At 67.5% G+C, this 17,244-nt stretch carries 13 protein-coding genes and 2 tRNA genes; 5 read left to right on the top strand and 10 right to left on the bottom strand.

The genetic code is table 11. The annotated features are described in order from the left end of the window. Positions 1 to 188 precede the first annotated feature (188 nt). The 5 genes from QCD70_RS18815 to serS all read right to left on the bottom strand — a co-directional run bounded on the left by QCD70_RS18815 (position 189) and on the right by serS (position 3,954). Positions 189 to 277: transfer RNA gene (locus QCD70_RS18815), tRNA-Ser, on the bottom strand. 62 nt (positions 278 to 339) lie between these two features. Continuing rightward, the gene (locus QCD70_RS18820; RefSeq protein ID WP_301219126.1) at positions 340 to 1,629 is read right to left on the bottom strand and encodes an LCP family protein; all 1,290 of its coding nucleotides are present in this window, start codon (positions 1,627 to 1,629) and stop codon (positions 340 to 342) included. Between the two features lie 54 nt (positions 1,630 to 1,683). Continuing rightward, positions 1,684 to 1,768 (bottom strand) — tRNA-Ser (locus tag QCD70_RS18825). 78 nt (positions 1,769 to 1,846) lie between these two features. Beyond that, positions 1,847 to 2,695, bottom strand: a complete 849-nt coding sequence (locus QCD70_RS18830) for an HAD family hydrolase (RefSeq protein ID WP_301219128.1) — start codon at positions 2,693 to 2,695, stop codon at positions 1,847 to 1,849. Further along, entirely contained in the window at positions 2,692 to 3,954 is a 1,263-nt protein-coding gene (serS, locus tag QCD70_RS18835; RefSeq protein ID WP_301219130.1) for a serine--tRNA ligase, read from the bottom strand. The genes QCD70_RS18830 and serS overlap by 4 nt, the downstream gene beginning before the upstream one ends. 74 nt (positions 3,955 to 4,028) lie before the next feature. Here serS and QCD70_RS18840 point away from each other — a divergent pair, with 74 nt between their 5' ends. Together QCD70_RS18840 and QCD70_RS18845 are read left to right on the top strand one after the other, a co-directional pair. Beyond that, positions 4,029 to 5,012: a diacylglycerol/lipid kinase family protein gene (locus QCD70_RS18840; protein WP_301219132.1), complete on the top strand. Its 984-nt coding sequence runs from the start codon at positions 4,029 to 4,031 to the stop codon at positions 5,010 to 5,012. A gap of 72 nt (positions 5,013 to 5,084) precedes the next feature. Continuing rightward, a complete protein-coding gene (locus QCD70_RS18845; protein WP_301219134.1) occupies positions 5,085 to 6,374 on the top strand; it encodes an MGH1-like glycoside hydrolase domain-containing protein in 1,290 nt (429 codons plus the stop codon). Positions 6,375 to 6,433: 59 nt separating this feature from the next. On the opposite strand, the gene pheA is transcribed toward QCD70_RS18845, so the two are convergent. Further along, on the bottom strand, positions 6,434 to 7,396 hold the full coding sequence (gene pheA, locus QCD70_RS18850; RefSeq protein WP_301219136.1) for a prephenate dehydratase: 963 nt from the start codon (positions 7,394 to 7,396) through the stop codon (positions 6,434 to 6,436). Positions 7,397 to 7,576: 180 nt separating this feature from the next. Here pheA and pgm point away from each other — a divergent pair, with 180 nt between their 5' ends. Continuing rightward, positions 7,577 to 9,223, top strand: coding sequence for a phosphoglucomutase (alpha-D-glucose-1,6-bisphosphate-dependent) (pgm, locus tag QCD70_RS18855; protein WP_301219139.1), 1,647 nt, complete (start codon positions 7,577 to 7,579; stop codon positions 9,221 to 9,223). Between the two features lie 84 nt (positions 9,224 to 9,307). Here the strand turns inward: pgm and QCD70_RS18860 are convergent, their stop codons facing one another. The 3 genes from QCD70_RS18860 to QCD70_RS18870 are packed head-to-tail and all read right to left on the bottom strand — an operon-like array spanning position 9,308 to position 12,609. After that, positions 9,308 to 10,258 carry an amidase domain-containing protein gene (locus QCD70_RS18860; RefSeq protein ID WP_301219140.1) on the bottom strand — a complete coding sequence of 317 codons (951 nt, stop codon included), beginning with the start codon at positions 10,256 to 10,258 and terminating at the stop codon, positions 9,308 to 9,310. A 58-nt stretch (positions 10,259 to 10,316) separates the two neighbouring features. Then, positions 10,317 to 11,696, bottom strand: a complete 1,380-nt coding sequence (locus QCD70_RS18865; RefSeq protein ID WP_301219142.1) for an MFS transporter — start codon at positions 11,694 to 11,696, stop codon at positions 10,317 to 10,319. Next, on the bottom strand, positions 11,689 to 12,609 hold the full coding sequence (locus QCD70_RS18870; RefSeq protein WP_301219144.1) for a M15 family metallopeptidase: 921 nt from the start codon (positions 12,607 to 12,609) through the stop codon (positions 11,689 to 11,691). Before QCD70_RS18870 ends, QCD70_RS18865 begins: the two co-directional genes overlap by 8 nt. A gap of 161 nt (positions 12,610 to 12,770) precedes the next feature. Here QCD70_RS18870 and QCD70_RS18875 point away from each other — a divergent pair, with 161 nt between their 5' ends. Together QCD70_RS18875 and QCD70_RS18880 are read left to right on the top strand one after the other, a co-directional pair. Next, positions 12,771 to 14,639, top strand: a complete 1,869-nt coding sequence (locus tag QCD70_RS18875) for an MDR family MFS transporter (protein ID WP_301219146.1) — start codon at positions 12,771 to 12,773, stop codon at positions 14,637 to 14,639. 126 nt (positions 14,640 to 14,765) lie between these two features. After that, the gene (locus QCD70_RS18880) at positions 14,766 to 16,193 is read left to right on the top strand and encodes a glycoside hydrolase family 1 protein (protein WP_301219148.1); all 1,428 of its coding nucleotides are present in this window, start codon (positions 14,766 to 14,768) and stop codon (positions 16,191 to 16,193) included. A gap of 448 nt (positions 16,194 to 16,641) precedes the next feature. On the opposite strand, the gene QCD70_RS18885 is transcribed toward QCD70_RS18880, so the two are convergent. Beyond that, entirely contained in the window at positions 16,642 to 17,100 is a 459-nt protein-coding gene (locus QCD70_RS18885) for a VOC family protein (RefSeq protein WP_301219150.1), read from the bottom strand. Between the last annotated feature and the right edge of the window lie 144 nt (positions 17,101 to 17,244).

Consider the following 17,244-nt stretch of genomic DNA (forward strand, 5'->3'; position numbering starts at 1 on the left):
TACCGAACGCCATACTTCTTCGTCGACATCAACACTCCGATCAATCAGAGCGTTGCAACGACCATATGACTCTGCCCGATGGGATGCGGCAAAAGTCCGCACCTCAGTGGCAGGGGAACCGGTGCATACGCAAAAACCCGCCTGGCCGACGGGCCGAGCGGGTTTCACCGAGTGAAAAACATCAGGTGCGGAGACGGAGGGATTTGAACCCTCGGTGGGGTTTCCCCCACTCCACCTTAGCAGGGTGGTGCACTAGGCCGGACTATGCGACGTCTCCTTGGCTTGCGCCTCAGCAATCATAGCCGACGTCGGCCGAATGTCTCTCTTCGGCCCGATCGATCAGTAGTCGAAGCCCTTGCTGCAGGTGTATTCGGCGGCCGACTGGCCCGTGATGCTCTTGGGCAGGACGATCGCAGACGAGTCCCGTGCCGCCGCAGCCGCGATGTCGGCAGGCGCCGCCGAGTCAGGTGACGGCGTAGCGGCATCGCTCGACGCCGCCTCGGTCACGGGCGGAAGGGCGTTGGGGTCGACCTCGGCTCCGAGGCCGGTGTTGCCCGCCTCGGCGACGATCGACTCGTCGGCGCGGATCGCTGCGAACATCGCCTCGGCGTCGGCCGCATTCGGCTGCACCTTGCCGGCGTACACACCCGACCCGCCTGTCGTTCCCGGGTAGGCGTAGAACCCGATGTTCTCGAGCGGAATGTCCTTGAGCGCGAGCGCGATGGAGACCATGGTGTCGGGCGAGCTCAGGCTGGTCGAGATCTGCATGTTGCCGGTGGCGGCCTTCGCCAGCCCATAGAGCTTGGTCACGTCGGTGAGGGTCTCGGTGCTCTTCACTGTGCGCACCAGCGACGACAGAAAGACCTGCTGCGAGCTGATGCGCCCCAGGTCGCTTCCGTCGCCCACCCCATGCCGTGTTCTCAGGAACTGGAGCGCATCCATGCCCTGCAGCTGGTGCGTGCCCGGGGTGAGGTGCGTGTTGGTCCACTCGTCGTCGATCGGCGAAGAGACGCACACGGGCACGCCGCCCACCGCATTCGACATCTCGATCACGCCGTTGAACTGCACCTCGGCGGCGAAGGGAATCGTGAGCCCGGTGAGCTTCTCGACGGTCAGAACGGTGCACGGCAGGCCGCCGTAGAGCAGGGTCACATTGATCGGCTGCGCCGACATGGCCTCGCTCGTTCCGCCCTGGCCGTCGGGACACTCGGGGATCGACACGATGAGGTCGCGGGGAAAGCTGATGACCGAGGCGCTGGAGTGGTCCTGCGAGACGTGCAGCAGCATGGTCACGTCGTTGAGATTCGACGTCTCGTCGCCGTATGCCTCACCCTGGCCTTCGCGGCTGTCGCTGCCCACGAGCAGCAGGTTGACTCCCCCGTCGATGGCCGCGATGTTCGGCGGCGGAGCATCAGACTCCTCGCCCGCGAGCGCGACGACGGTCAGATCCTTCCGCACGTCCCACGTGGCGATCGCCGCGAGCGAGACGCCGCTCACCAGCACCACGGCGAGAACCAGCCCGACGGCTCTGAACAGCTCCGCGAAGATCGTGCCCGTGCGCTGGCGCCCATGACGAATGGCCGTGGGTCGAGGCGCGGGCGTGCGACGACGCGATGAGGCTGCACTCATTCGGGTCCTTTCACGCCCATGGTTTCGGGTCCATGGTCATCGGGGTGGAATGCGCGGAGGGCTAGGGATTCGAACCCTAGAGACATTTCTGCCCACCAGTTTTCAAGACTGGCTCCATCGGCCGCTCGGACAGCCCTCCTTGCCCGGCAGAACCGAACAAGCCACGATTCTAACCGAACCGCATCCACCGATGGGTTCGGAACGAGCACGGCGCCCGTCAGAACGGGCGAAGGGCGACGGCCAGGCCGTCGTCGTGCACGGATGCCGTCACCTCGCTGGCCACGGCCAGCACGTCGTCGGGCGCCTGGCCCATGGCTACGCCGCGGCCGTGCGCGCCGGCCCAGGTGAGCATGTCGATGTCGTTGCGACCGTCTCCGATGGCGAAGACGCGATCTCGCGGAATGCCCAGCGCTTCGCGCACGCGCTCGAGGCCGGTGGCCTTGTTCACGCCGTCGGGGGCGATGTCGAGCCAGGCGGTCCACCCGATCGCGTAGCTCACGCGGTGCAGGCCCATGCGCTCGACGAGGGCCAGGAAGTCCTCCATGTCGTGGTCGGGAGAGATCACGACGACGCGGGTGGCCTCGATGTCGAGCAGCTGCTCGAACGGCACGGCCCGGCTGCCCACATCGGCGACGGAGACGGGGAACGCGCCGTAGTAGCAGAAGTTGCCCTCTTCGTCTTCGACGGCGAAGCTGGCCTCGGTCAGGTGAGAGCGGATCTTGGTGAGCACCGGCCCCGGGTTGAACGTCTCGACGAACTCGCGGCTGTAGCCGACGGGCGCCGTGGGGTCGCGCTTGAGCGTGATCGCCCCGTTGGAGCACACCACGTACTCGGGCGTGATCGAGAGCTGATCGAGCACAGGGAGAGTGGATGCGACAGACCGCCCCGTGGCCAGCATGATCTCGTGGCCGAGCGCCGACACCCGGGCGACCTCGTCACGAACGGCATCGGTCAGGGTGCCGTCCTCGTAGATGATGGTGCCGTCGATGTCGAGCGCGAGCAGCCAGCGATCAGCGGATGCCGTGGGCTGGGCGGACACGTCGGGCCCGGTCGCAGAGTCGGTCACTTCGGTTCGATTCTCTCGACCCCGTTGAGGTACGGCCGCAGGACCTCGGGCACGATCACGGAGCCGTCGGCCTGCTGGTGGGTCTCGAGGATCGCGACGATCCAGCGGGTCGTCGCCAGGGTGCCGTTGAGCGTCGCGACCGGGGCCGTCTTGCCGCTCTCGGTGCGATAGCGGGTGTCGAGCCGGCGAGCCTGGAAGGTGGTGCAGTTCGACGTCGAGGTGAGCTCGCGATACGAGCCCTGGGTGGGAATCCACGCCTCGATGTCGTACTTGCGCGCGGCCGACGAACCGAGGTCGCCGGCGGCTGTGTCGATGACCCGGTAGCTGAGCCCCAGGTCCTGCATCATCTGCTCCTGGTACGACACCAGGGCGAGGTGCTCGGCCTCGGCGTTCTCGGGCAGCACGTAGCTGAACATCTCGAGCTTGTTGAACTGGTGCACGCGCAGGATTCCGCGGGTGTCTTTTCCGCCCGAGCCGGCCTCGCGTCGGTAGCAGGTCGACCATCCGGCGTAGCGCTTCGAGCCGCCCTCGAGGTCGAGGATCTCGTCGGAGTGGAAGCCCGCGAGCGCCACCTCACTCGTGCCCGTGAGGTAGAGGTCGTCGGCGGGCAGGTAGTAGATCTCATCGGAGTGCTCGCCGAGGAACCCGGTGCCGGCCATGATCTCGGGCCGCACCAGCGTCGGAACGATGAGCGGAACGAAGCCGTTCTTCTCCGCGCGGTCAAGCGCCAGCGTCATGAGGGCGAGTTCTAGGCGCGCGCCGATTCCGGTGAGGTAGTAGAACCGCGCACCCGAGACCTTGGCTCCGCGGGCCAGGTCGAAGATGCCGAGCGTCTCGCCGAGCTCGACGTGGTCTTTCGGCTCGAAGTCGAATGCGGGTCGGTCGCCCACCTCGCGCAGCGTCACGAAGTCGTCTTCGCCGCCGGCGGGCACACCGTCGATGATCGGGTTGGCGATCTGCCGCACGATCGTCGTGAACCGGCCCTCGGCATCCGTCGCCCGCTGGCTCGCGGCCTTGACCTCGGCGGCCAGCGACTGGGCCTCGGCGACCAGCGCCTTCTTCTCGTCTTTGGCGGCCTGGGCCACCTTCTTGCCGAACGAATTCTGGGTCGCGCGCAGGTTCTCGTACTCCTGGATGGCGGCCCGCCGCGCGGCGTCGGCAGACAGGGCCGCATCGACGAGGTCGACGGAGTCGCCCCTCGCCGCCTGCGATCGGCGGATGACATCGGGATTTTCGCGCAGCAGTACGGGATCGATCACCGTTCAAGCCTACCTTTCGTCGCACGCGCGCCCGGGTCTCCGACAGTGAACGACAAGACGGTAGCTTTACACTCGTGGCCACTATCGAGGAACCCGCGCAGCCCCGAAGGGCCGCTGTCGTGTACAACCCGATCAAGGTCGACGTCTCGAAGCTGCGCGCCGAGGTCGACAGGGCCGCCGCCGCGGCCGGGTTCGACACGACCCTCTGGTTCGAGACCACGATCGACGAGGCCGGCCAGAAGCTCACGCGACAGGCGGTCGAACAGGGAGCCACCGTGGTCATCGCGGCCGGCGGAGACGGAACGGTCAGGGCCGTCGCAGAAGGACTCCGCAACACCGGCGCCGCCCTCGGTCTCCTGCCGAGCGGCACCGGCAACCTGCTCGCGCGCAACCTCGACATGGGCGTTCCGCACACCGACAGGGCGCTCAGCATCATCTTCGCGGGAAAAGACCGCGTCATCGACCTCGGGCTGGCCGCGATCACCCGACCCGACGGCGACGTCCAGGAGCACGTGTTTTTGGTGATGGCCGGCCTCGGCCTCGACGCCAAGATGATCGCCAACACCAATTCGCGCCTCAAGAAGGCCGTCGGCTGGCTGGCCTACGTCGACGGCGTGGGTCGGTCGCTGCCCGAACTGCACCCGGTGAAGTTCCGCTTCTCGATCGACGGCGCCCCGTTCAAGTCGACCTCGGCGCACACCGTGATGGTCGGCAATTGCGGGGTGCTGCCCGGCGGCGTCCTCCTCATTCCGGATGCCCGGCTCGACGACGGGGTGCTCGACATCATGGCGTTGCGCCCCGAGGGCCCCTTCGGCTGGCTCAAGGTGTGGAACAAGATCGCGTGGGAGAACGGGGTGCTGCGCAAGTCGGCGGCCGGTCGCAAGATCATCGACCTGTCGAAGGATGTGCGCTCGGTCACCTACCGCACCGGCAAGGACCTGCAGCTGGTGGTCGCAGAGCCCGAGGAGTTCCAGCTCGACGGCGACGAGTTCGGCGAGGTCACCGCCGTGCACAGCTGGGTCGAACCCGGCGCGCTGCGCGTGAGGGTGCCCGCGTAGCTCTCGTCGCCGACAAAGGTCGGCAGATCCCACCCCCGGGTTGGAACGTTTCAATGTACGATCGAACCATCAATGGCGACGAACGAGAGGCATCCGATGCACGACCACCTGGCCCAGAGGATCGTGGACTACATCCACACCAGCAGCGACCAGATGATGCGACCGCCCACCGGCATCCTGCGTCACCCCTACACGGTTCCGGCCACGGCGGACTCCCCCTACTACTCGTCTACGCTCTGGGACTGGGACTCCTGGTTCATCAGCGTCGCCCTCGGGCAGGTCGAGGCCGACATCGACGAGCGGGGGCGCTTCCGCGAGTACGAGGAGGGCGTCATCCTCAACTTCCTCGACCACACCGATGAAGACGGCGTGATGCCCATTCTGTTGAAGCCGGACGGCCCGATGATCCACGGCGATCCGTCTCGCGCGGCCGGATTCTCCGAGAACATGCACAAGCCGATCATCGCCCAGCACGCGGCGCTGCTCTCGCAGCGCTCCGGCAGCATCGAGTGGGTGACAGGCAAGCTCGATGCGATAGAGACCTATCTGCGGCGCTACCTCGACAGCCACGTTGACGAGGCCACCGGGCTCGCCTACTGGCAGAGCGACTTCGCGATCGGCGTCGACAACGACCCCTCGGTGTTCTACCGCCCGGCCAAGAGCACGGCATCGATCTATCTGAACTCCCTGCTCTACCGCGAGCTCCTCGCGTTCGGCTACCTGCTCGAGGAGGCCGGCCGCGTGAAAGAGGCGAACGTGTGGCGCGGCTACGCCCAGGACCTCGCTGACGCGGTGAATCTGCACTGCTGGGACGAGCGCGATGGCACCTACTACAGCGTCGACCTCAACCTGCGCCCGATCGACCCGGAGGACTGGCTCCACCGCGGCGCCCCGCGAACCTGGAACTCGCTGCTGCTGCGCATCGACAGCTGGTCGAGCTTCATGCCGCTGTGGGCGGGCTTCGCGTCGCAGGAGCAGGCCGAGCGCATGCGGCAGAGATACCTCGAGCCGCGCACGTTCTTCGCCAACTATGGCGTGCGCACCCTCTCGAGACTCGAGAAGCAGTACAACCTGCGGGCATCCAACAACCCGTCGAACTGGCTCGGACCCATCTGGGGCGTGAGCAACTACCTGGTGTTCCGCGGCCTGCAGAAGTACGGATTCGAGGCCGAGGCGACCGACCTGGCCGAGAAGACCGTGCTGCTGTTCGGGCGCGATCTCGAGCGCACCGGCAGCATGCACGAGTTCTACAACCCCGACAACGGGGAGCCGATCATGACGAAGGGGTTCCAGAACTGGAACTTCCTGGTGCTCAACATGATCGCCCACCTGCGCGGCGAGACGGCGATGACCGAGTTCTAGAGCGGGCCCTTCGACAGGCTCAGGGAACGGTCTCCGTTCCCTGAGCCTGTCGAAGGGGGCTACGAGGCGTCCGGCTCGCCCGAGATCACTCCGCGCAGCCAGTCGCGCGCCTCGATGAACACGTCGTCGTCGTAACGCGGAATGTACTCGATGGGCGCCTTGTCGGCGCGCGGGTACGAGCCGAGGAAGATCACCTTCGGGCTGAAGCGGCGCACGCCGAGCAGCGAGTCCGCCACCCGCTCGTCGAGGATGTGCCCATCGGCATCGATCACGAAGCGATAGCGACCGAGGGCGTCGCCGATCGGCCGGGACTCCAGCAGGCTCATGTTCACCCCGCGGGTCGAGAACTGCTCGAGCAGCTCGAGCAGCGAACCCGCCCGGTCGTCGGGCAGCTCGACGATGAGGCTCGTCTTGTCGGCGCCGGTGCGCGGCGGGATCGCGGTGGTCCTGCTGACCAGCACGAACCGGGTGACCGCGTTGTCGTTGTCGCCGATGTTCTCGGCGAGAACCTCGAGGTCGTAGTGGTCGACGATTCCGGGAGGCGCGACGGCCGCGTCGGCCAGGTCGTTCTCGAACAGCGAGGCGGCGGCGGCGACGTTCGAGGTGGCCGGGATGTGGCCGTGGCTCGGCAGGTTGGCATCGAGCCAGTGGTGGCACTGGGTATAGGCGACCGGATGCGCGTTGACGACCTCGACGTCGGCCAGCGTCGTTCCCGGGCGGGCCACCAGAACGAACTGCACCTTCACGAGATACTCGCCCACGATGCGCAGGTTCGGGATGTTCGCCAACGCGTCCTGGGTCGCGCTCACCCCGCCCTCGATCGAGTTCTCGATCGCGATCATCGCCGCGACGCTGCGTCCGGTGACGACGTCGTCGAGCGCCTCGCCCACATTGTTGACACTCCGCCAGACCTTGCCACGGGCATCCGGAACCTGCGCGAGGGCCGCCTCGGTGAACGTGCCCCGCGGGCCCAGGTAGCTGTAGCTCTCGGAGGCGGCGGCGGGCTCGGGTGCATCGGACATGGCTCAGAGCCTATTGGACGCGGTGGAACGAAGCCTTCCAGAGGTCAACTGTTCGAGCGCATCGCGCTCATACGCAGGACAAAGGAGTCGGTATCGGCGTTTTCGCACACGGCGGGCGCGTTTTTCCTGAATAAGAGCGGCACCGCCTCTCCACGGTGCCGGAGTGCCAGACTGTGAGGCATGGAAAACCGCGCCGGCACCGTTGCCCTCCCTGAAGATCTGGTCGATGTCGAGGCGCTCGTTCGCGCCTACTACGACCTCAAGCCCGATGTCTCCATCGCCGACCAGAAGGTCGTGTTCGGCACGAGTGGCCACCGCGGCTCGTCGCTGAACACCGCCTTCAACGAAGACCACATCGCCGCGACCACGCAGGCGATCGTCGAGTATCGCGCGAGCCAGGGCATCACCGGCCCCCTCTTCATCGGCATCGACACGCACGCGCTCAGCCGCCCCGCCCAGACCACGGCCCTCGAGGTGCTCGTGGGCAACGAGGTGCGTGTTCTCGTCGACGAGTTCGACAGCTTCACCCCGACGCCCGCCGTGAGCCATGCGATCATCGCGTACAACCTGGCCCTTCGACAGGCTCAGGGAACGACCGAAGGATTCGAAGGGCAGGCCGACGGCATCGTCGTGACGCCCAGCCACAACCCGCCCGCGGACGGCGGCTTCAAGTACAACCCGCCGCACGGAGGCCCGGCCGACAGCGACGCCACGGGCTGGATCGCGAACCGCGCCAACGAGCTTCTCGCCGACGGCCTGCACGGCGTCAAGCGCGCCGAGCCCAGCGCCGTCGAGACCTACGACTTCATGAACAACTACGTGAACGACCTCGGCACCATCATCGACATGGAGGCCATCAAGAAGTCGGGCATCCGCATCGGCGCAGACCCCCTGGGCGGCGCCAGCGTGCACTACTGGCAGGCCATCCGCGAGCGCTACGGAATCGACCTCACCGTGGTGAACCCGCTGGTCGACCCGCAGTGGGGCTTCATGACCCTCGACTGGGACGGCAAGATCCGCATGGACCCGTCGTCGCCCAGCGCCATGGCATCGGTTCTCGCCCACCAGCACGACTACGACATCCTCACGGGCAACGACGCCGACGCCGACCGGCACGGCATCGTGACCCCGGATGGCGGCCTCATGAACCCGAACCACTACCTGGCCGTCGCCATCCAGTACCTGTACGCGAACCGCGCCGACTGGAAGCCCGACGCCGCGATCGGCAAGACCCTCGTGTCGTCGAGCATGATCGACCGGGTCGCCACAGAGCTCGACCGCACGCTGCTCGAGGTGCCCGTGGGCTTCAAGTGGTTCGTGCCCGGGCTGGTCGACGGAACCGTCGCGTTCGGCGGCGAGGAGAGTGCCGGCGCGAGCTTCCTGCGCTTCGACGGCACCGTGTGGACGACCGACAAGGACGGCATCATCCTGTGCCTGCTCGCGGCGGAGATCCTGGCCGTCACGGGCAAGACGCCCAGCGTGCTCTACGCCGAGCTCACTGAGACCTTCGGTTCGCCCGCCTACGAGCGAGTGGATGCCGCCGCCACGAAGGCGCAGAAGGCCCGGCTCGGCAAGCTCGACGGCGACGCGATCACCGCCACCGAGGTCGCGGGCGAGCAGATCATCGCGAAGCTCAGCCACGCGCCCGGAAACGGCGCGGCCATCGGCGGGGTCAAGGTCGTGACCGAGAATGCCTGGTTCGCGGCGCGCCCCAGCGGCACCGAAGACGTCTACAAGATCTACGCGGAGAGCTTCCTCGGCGAGGAGCACCTGCGTAAGGTGCAGCAAGAGGCCAAGGCGATCGTCGACGAGGCCCTCGCGGAGTAGCGCGCACCGCTCCCTGAGCCTGTCGAAGGGGAGGTGTCGGCAGATCGAACGCCCTTCGACAAGCTCAGGGAACGAGCCGAGACCCTACGCGATGCTGTAGAACCAGGCGGTCGCGCCCGGGTTCTCGACCGTGATGGCCTGGTCGAGGTCGCGGTACTGCGCGTCGATCGTGTGTCCGGCCATGCTGATCGCACCGGTGGCAGGGTCGACCTTCGAGACGAGCATCGTGTGGTCGACGCCGTTCTCATTGGCGGGATCCCAGTCGAACATCACGACGTCTCCGACCTTGACCTGGTCGCGCTGCTCGAGCGACAGGCGCGTTGCCCGGTCGGTCTGCGATGCGAAGAACGCGTCCATGGCGGGACCACGAGCCCAGCTGTCGCTGAAGTCACCGGTGGTGTTCCACTCGCTGTACCACTCGTCCGTCTGCACCCATCCACGGGCGATGAGGGTCTGGTTCACGAAGTTGCCGCAGTCGTTGTCGGGGAAGGTGCCCCACACCTCGTCGTTGTAGTCCTGCCAGTGGGCGAACGCGTACTGCATCTGCGCGTCGACCGGGGTGACGACCTGGTAGTCGTAATTCGCTGCGCTGGCGATGACCTCGTTGTCTCCGCTCAGGGCGGTGACACTCACCGCACCCACCGCGTAGTCGACCGCAGCAGGCGCGATGACCTGCAGCTGGTTGTCGGCCGCCGCCGTGATCGACATGGCCGAGACCCCGCCGAACACCACGCTCGACACATCCGACAGTCCCTCGCCGGTGAGCGTGATCGTCTCGCCGCCCAGAAGCGACCCGGATGCCGGCGAGATCGTGTCGATGCGCGTCACATCTTCTTCTTTGACCTGCTCCGCCCCTTCGGTCTTCGTCTCTTCGACGGCCGTGCAGCCGGTGAGAGCGAGGGCGGCGACGAAGAGGGATGCGACGAGCGAGCGGGTGGTTCGGGTACGACGAGAGATGGTTTCCTCCGGAGAAACTCGAGGCGCACGAAGAGGAAAGACGAGCGCCTGACTAGGGGTGATTCCATCCCAACACATCTTTATGTGTGCCTCATATGGGTGCCATCAGGAATCGCCCTGTGTTACGTGCGCTCCGTCAGATGCGCGGCGCACGCTCCGAGACGCGTGCGCTCACCAGCAGGGCCAGGATGCCGACCACCAGCGAGAACGCGAAGGTCGCCACGAACGACGGCTGGCTCCCCGGACTGCCGGCGACCGAGAAGGCGACGGCTCCGAGCGCCAGCGCGATGGCGGCCCCGCCCGAATCGGCGATGGCGAGGGCCGAGGAGTTGAACCCCTGCTCCGCCGGCGCCGAGTAGTCGAAGGTGAGCACCGTGATGCGCGGATAGGCGAATCCCATTCCCGCTCCCCCGACGAACCAGCCTCCGATGATGACCCAGGCGGGCAGGTCGAGCGCGGTCACGAGCAGCACGATGGCGATCGCGATCGTCGCGCCGAGAATGCCGATACGGATGGCGGTGCGGTGCGTGACCCGGTCACCGAGGCGCCCCTGCACAACAGACGACGAGCCCCAGGCCACCCCCGAGAAGCTGAGCGCGAGCCCGGCGAGCGCCGCCGTGAGGCCGAACCGCTCGGTGAGCACGTAGGGCAGGTACACCTCGGCCCCCATGAACGCGCCGGAGAGAAGGCCGCGCACCGCGATCACGCTCGGCAGCCCCCGACCGAGGCGCAGGCTGCCAGCGGGCAGCAGCGGCCGGAGGGCCACGAGCGCGACGACCAGGCCGCCGATGGCCAGCAGCCAGCGGCCCACGCCATCCAGATCGGCGGCGATATTCAGACCCAGGATGGCGACGGCCAGGAGCACGGCCCAGAGTGCGCGCGCGGCGCTGCTGCGGCCGTCGGCCTCGAGCCGGTCGTGCGGGGCCATGCTGCGCATGCCGGGCACCACCATCGCCAGGGCAGGAAGGGCCAGCACGACGACGCCGAGGAACACCCAGCGCCACCCGAGGTACTGGCCGACGACGCCCGCGATGAACGGGCCCACGAGCGCGGGAACGACCCAGGCCGCCGCGAACGCGCCGAAGATCTTGGGCTGCAGGCCGGGAGGGTAGATCTTGGCGACGATCACGTAGAGGGCCACGGTGAGCGCTCCGCCGCCGAGACCCTGCACGAGCCGGCCGGCGACGAAGAGCGGCATCGAGGTGGCGGTTCCCGCGATCACCAGGCCGAGGGCGAACAGGGCGACGGATGCGTAGAGCGCCTTCACCGGGCCGCGCCGGTCCGACCAGTCGCCGGCCAGCACCATGCCGATCACGCCCGACGCGAGCGGGCCCGCGAAGGCCAGGGCGTAGAGGGCCAGCCCATCCAGATCGCGCGCGATCGCGGGCATGATCGTGGTGACGGCGAGCTGCTCGAAGGCCGCGATCACGATGAGTGCGCAGGCACCGATGCTCACCAGGCGGTAAGGCCGGTCGAGGATGCTCTGGGATCGCGCGGCGGCCTCGGGCCTACTCAAGGTAGCCGGGCGCGGCGGGCAGGCCGAAGAACTCTTCGAGGGTCGTGACGCCCTCGTTGTGCATCTCTGTCGCGAGGTCGACGCCGATGTAGCGGAAGTGCCACGGCTCGTACTCGTAGCCCGTGACCGCGGTCTTGTCGGCCGGATAGCTCAGCAGATAGCCGAAGCGGTAGGCGTTGGCGGCAAGCCACTGGCCCGCGGTCGTCTCGCCGAAGCACGGGCCGTCGAGGGAGCACCCGCTGCCCGTGGCCAGGATGTCGACGGCCATGCCCGTCTGGTGCTCGCTGTAGCCGGGGCGCGCGCTGGTGAGGTCTGCTCCGGCCGTGCCGAGCTGCGCGACGTAGCGGTTGTAGACGATCTCCTGGATGTCGTACGCGCGGTAGCCGCTCTGGGCCACGAGCTGCTGGCCGATCTCGGCGGTCGCCGCGTCGGCCATGGTGGCGAGCGCGTCGGCGGCCTCCTGGCGCAGGGGGTAGCCGTAGGGGTTGGGGATGTCGGCGCGCAGGTCGACCAGATCGGGCGGAATGTAGGAGGACGCATCGGGAATCGGGCGCGTCTTGTTGACGACGAACCAGATGCTCGTGGGGTCGTCGATCGAGCGGGCCGACTTGTCGAAGCCGTCGGATGCGGGCGCCGGGGCGGGCTCCTGCGGGGTCGCCGCAGCCGCGGTGAAGACGGGCGCCGGAATGAGCGTGGGAACGGTCAACTGAGCGGACGAGTCGCCCGCAGCGGCTATCGCGTCGGCGGCGACGGATGCGTCGACGCTGGCGCGCTGAGCCGTCGCGGCCCAGATGCCGGCCTCGCCCGCGATCACGAACACGATGGCGACGAAACCGGCGATGAGCACCCGGTTCTTCGATCGACGAGAGGGTTCGCGGCGCCGCAGTTCGCGGCGCTGTCTCAACTCGTTCACCATCCCACCCTACGGGGGAAGCCCACGTTTGCCTGAGATCGCCGGCCGCGTAGTTGAGATGCGGCTTTCACGGGGTGTAAATTTGCAGTCCGCGCAAGTTTGTCGACGCTCTGTTCGCGCGAACCCTTCATCTTTTCCTCCTCTCTCGCTCAGGACTCCTCATGCCACGCACGAATGGCGCCGCCGCAGGCCGCGCAAAAAGCACCAGCGCCGACCGCGCCCGGGCCGCCGCCGAGTCGGGCGGGGTGCTCTCGCCCCGCCAGATCAAGTTCATCATCTTCGGACTGATGGCCGGCATGTTCCTGGCCGCGCTCGACCAGTCGATCGTCGGAACCTCGATGCGCACGATCGGTGACGACCTCAAGGGCCAGGACCAGCAGGCCTGGGTCACCACGGCCTACCTCGTGGTCTCGACCATCGCGACGCCGATCTACGGCAAGCTCAGCGACATCTTCGGTCGCCGCCCGCTCTACATCATCGCCATCTCCATCTTCATCCTCGGCTCGCTCCTGGCCGGCATCTCGACATCGATGCTCGAGCTCGCGGGCTTCCGCGCCATCCAGGGTCTGGGCGCCGGTGGACTCATGTCGCTCGCCCTCACGGTGATGGGAGACATCCTCGCGCCTCGCGAACGAGCCAAGTACCAGGGCTACTTCCTGGCCGTCTTCGGCGTCTCGAGCGTGCTGGGCCCGCTGCTCGGCGGCCTGATCTCCGGAACCAACGAGATCTTCTTCATCACGGGATGGCGCTGGATCTTTCTGCTCAACCTGCCGGTGGCGGCCATCGCCATGGTGCTCGTCGTCAGCTTCCTGCACATTCCGCACACGCGTCGCGACACCCGGATCGACTGGTGGGGTGCCGCCTTCATCGTGATGGGAATCGCACCGCTGCTGCTCGTGGCAGAGAACGGACGCGACTGGGGCTGGGGCTCCGTCGGGGCGTTCGCCTGCTACATCATCGGCGCCGTCGGCATCGTGGCGTTCATCCTCGTCGAGCGCCGCATGGGCAGCAACGCGCTGATCCCGCTGTCGCTGTTCCGCTCCTCCACCTTCTCGATGGCGAGCGTCATCGGCACCCTCGTCGGCTTCGGCATGTTCGGCGGAATGCTCACCCTGCCGCTCTACCTGCAGATCGTGAACGGAGCCACACCCACCGAGTCCGGCCTCCTGATGATCCCGATGGTGGTCGGTCTGATGATCGCCTCCATCGTCTCCGGCCAGGTCATCGCCCGCACCGGCAAGTACAAGATCTTCCCCATCGTCGGCACGTTCCTCATGTCGGCGGCATTCTTCTACCTGACGTTCGCCACGGCGACCAGCGGCGTCGTCTTCATCATGGGCGGCATGCTGATGCTCGGGCTGGGTCTCGGCCAGCTGATGCAGACGCTGACCATCGCGAGCCAGAACTCGGTCGGTCCGCGCGACATCGGCGTGGCCACGAGCGCGGCCACGTTCTTCCGCCAGATCGGTGGAACGCTGGGAACGGCCGTGATCTTCTCAGTCGTCTTCTCGCGCGCTCCCGACGCGATCAAGACGGCCTTCGGCGACCCGGATGTCGTGGCCGGCATCACCGCGGCGAGCCAGGACCCGAAGGTGGTCGCGGATCAGGCGAACGTCGATGTGCTCACGCAGATCCAGCTGGCGCAGTCCGGCCAGCCCAACACGCTCGGCCAGGCGCTGAACGGCGACACGTCGTTCCTGAACCTGATCGATCCCCGCCTGGCCCGTCCGTTCCTCGACGGGTTCTCGAGCGCCATGGTCACCGGGTTCTACATCAGCCTCGGCGTCGTGCTGCTGGCGTTCCTGCTGAGCTGGTTCCTCAAGGCGACTCCCCTGCGCCAGAAGTCGGCGCTGCAGGAGGCCTCGGACGACGCGGCAGCCCTGGCGGCCTCGAACGAGTCCTCCGACGCCGAGCGCGAGGACGCGGCCGCCCTCGAGATGCAGCTCGAGGCATCCCGCGCCGCCGGCCAGGCCGGAGCGATGATCGAGCCCACGACGGGAAGCGTCCCCGCGCAGAAGCCTCGGGAGTAGCTCGGCCCCCCACGATCGGGCACTCGGCCGCTCCGACAGGTTTGACACCCGTCGGAGCGGTCGCCTACCGTTGTGAGATTGCGGAGAGAGCGCTCTCTCCGACGCTATAGAGGAGCACTCCCCGCCATGTCGCTCGACGCACCCACGTTCACGTCCTTCCCTCCCGGCTTCATCTGGGGCTCGGCCACCGCCGCCGCCCAGATCGAGGGTGCGGCGCACGAGGGCGGCAAGGAGGACTCCGTATGGGATGCGTTCGCGCGCGTTCCGCACGCGATCATCAACGGCGACACTCCCGAGGTCGCCGTCGACCACTACCACCGCTTCGAGCACGACGTGGCGATCATGAAGGAGCTCGGACTCGACTCCTACCGCTTCTCGACGAGCTGGTCGCGCATCAAGCCCGGTGACCGCGAGTTCAACCGCACCGGCCTCGACTTCTACTCGCGCCTCGTCGACGAGCTGCTCGACGCCGGCATCCTGCCCTGGCTCACCCTCTACCACTGGGACCTGCCGCAGGCCGTCGAAGAGCAGGGCGGCTGGGCGAACCGCGACACCGCCTACCGCTTCCGCGACTACGCCGAGGGCGTCTACGCGGTTCTCGGCGATCGGGTCGAGCACTGGACCACGTTCAACGAACCGTTCTGCTCGGCCCTGCTCGGATACGGCGCCGGCGTGCACGCGCCCGGCCGCCGCGAGCCGCTCGCCGCCATCCAGGCCGTGCATCACCACCACCTCGCGCACGGTCTCGCCGTGAACCGCCTGCGCGAGCTCGGCGCCCAGAACCTCGGGGTCACCTACAACCTCACGAACGCGATCCCCGCCGACGCGGCCGATCCCGTCGACGTCGATGCGGCCCGCCGCCTCGACGGCATGATGAACCGCATCTTCCTCGACCCCGTGCTGCGCGGTGCCTACCCCGCCGATGTCACCGACGACCTGGCGGCCGCCGGCATCCGGTTGTCTGAGATCGTGCGCGACGGCGACCTCGAGATCATCTCGGCGCCCATCGACTTCCTCGGCATCAACCACTACCACGACGACGTCGTGAGCGGCCATGCGCTGGGCGAGGGCGCCATCGACCCGCACCTCGTCGACACCGGGCGCCCCCTGAGCTCACCGTTCGTCGGCTCGGAATTCCTGACGTTCCCGAGCCGCGGCCTGCCGCGCACGGCCATGGACTGGGAGGTGAACCCCGACGGGCTTCGCCACCTGCTCGTGCGCCTCGGTCACGAGTACCCGAACCTGCCGCCGCTGTTCATGACCGAGAACGGCGCGGCCTACGACGACGACGTGCCTTCTGACGGCGAAGTGCACGACCCGGAGCGGGCCGCGTTCATCCTGGCACACGTCTCTGCCGTGGCCGAGGCCATCGCCGAGGGCGCGGACGTTCGTGGGTACTTCGTGTGGTCACTGCTCGACAACTTCGAGTGGGCCTGGGGCTACGACAAGCGCTTCGGCATCGTGCGCGTCGACTACGACACGCAGGAGCGCACGATCAAGGACTCCGGGCGCGCGTTCGCGGCCGTGTTCGCGGGCCGGCCCGCCGCCGAATAGCCGAGCGACGCGGGCGTCAGTCGCAGTCGCCGCTGCCGCTGTAACAAGGCTTGTAGTAAGAGGGCAGGGGCTCGCTCGTCGGTTCCGGAGGAAACCATTTGCCTGCCGGAACCGAGAACACCGCGGAACCGCCGAGGGCTACCAGCACCAAGATGCTGCTGAATACAACGAGCCACACCGATCTTCGCACTATCGAGATCACCAAGGCGGCGATGACGCTTCCGACGCACAGTATCGCCGTGACGTCGTATCTCACAATGTCCGACGCCGACGAGATGGGGGTCGGGCCGCCCAGGCTGAAGTAGACCACGAAGGCCTGCCACAGCAACGCGAGGCCGGAAAAACGGTGAGAATCATGCCACGATCGTCGCGAAGGTGGCCGTTCGCGACGTACGTGCCCGGGCGCCCGGCAACAGACGTCGCTCCGGGCAACAGACGCGACCGCGGGTCAGGCGCTCGTGCCGAAGTCAGGGCTGCTCTCGCGGGTCTCTAGCGAGTCGAGCTCCTGGAAGATCGTGAGCTGCAGGCCTGCCGGCGCGTCGAGGCGCGAGTTGACCGAGCGCCACGGCGTCTCGCGCGGCTCGGCGATCAGCTCGGCGCCGGCCGCCACGAGATCGTCCGTGACGGAGGGCGAGTCGTCGACCTCGAACGCGATCCGGATGCGCGCGCTCGGCTTTCCCTCGGCCTCGACCCGGTCGATCATGCGCACCTGGGCGGGGTTGGAGATCTCGAGGGTGGCGATGCCGGCGTTGAGGATCATGACCTTCGCATCGCCCTCCCCCTCGTAGGCGGCCTGCTCACTGAGGCCGAGAGCGTCGCGATAGAACGCGACGGCGGCGTCGTAGTCTTCGGCCTCGACCACGAGACGGAGCTGGCGAACGGAGGTGGGCGGAATCGATTCGGTCATACTGCGAGCCTAGGAGCTGGTCGCGGGCAGACCTGCACTGAGGTGCGGAGATGTGTCGCTTCGCAGGCGGCAATGTCAAGTGGTGGTTGCAACGCTGGGGGTTAGGCCGCTTCGAGGAGTCGGGCGAGCCGGTAGGTGGGGGTT

The sequence above is a fragment of the Agreia sp. PsM10 genome (assembly GCF_030433855.1).
GTDB lineage: Bacteria > Actinomycetota > Actinomycetes > Actinomycetales > Microbacteriaceae > Agreia.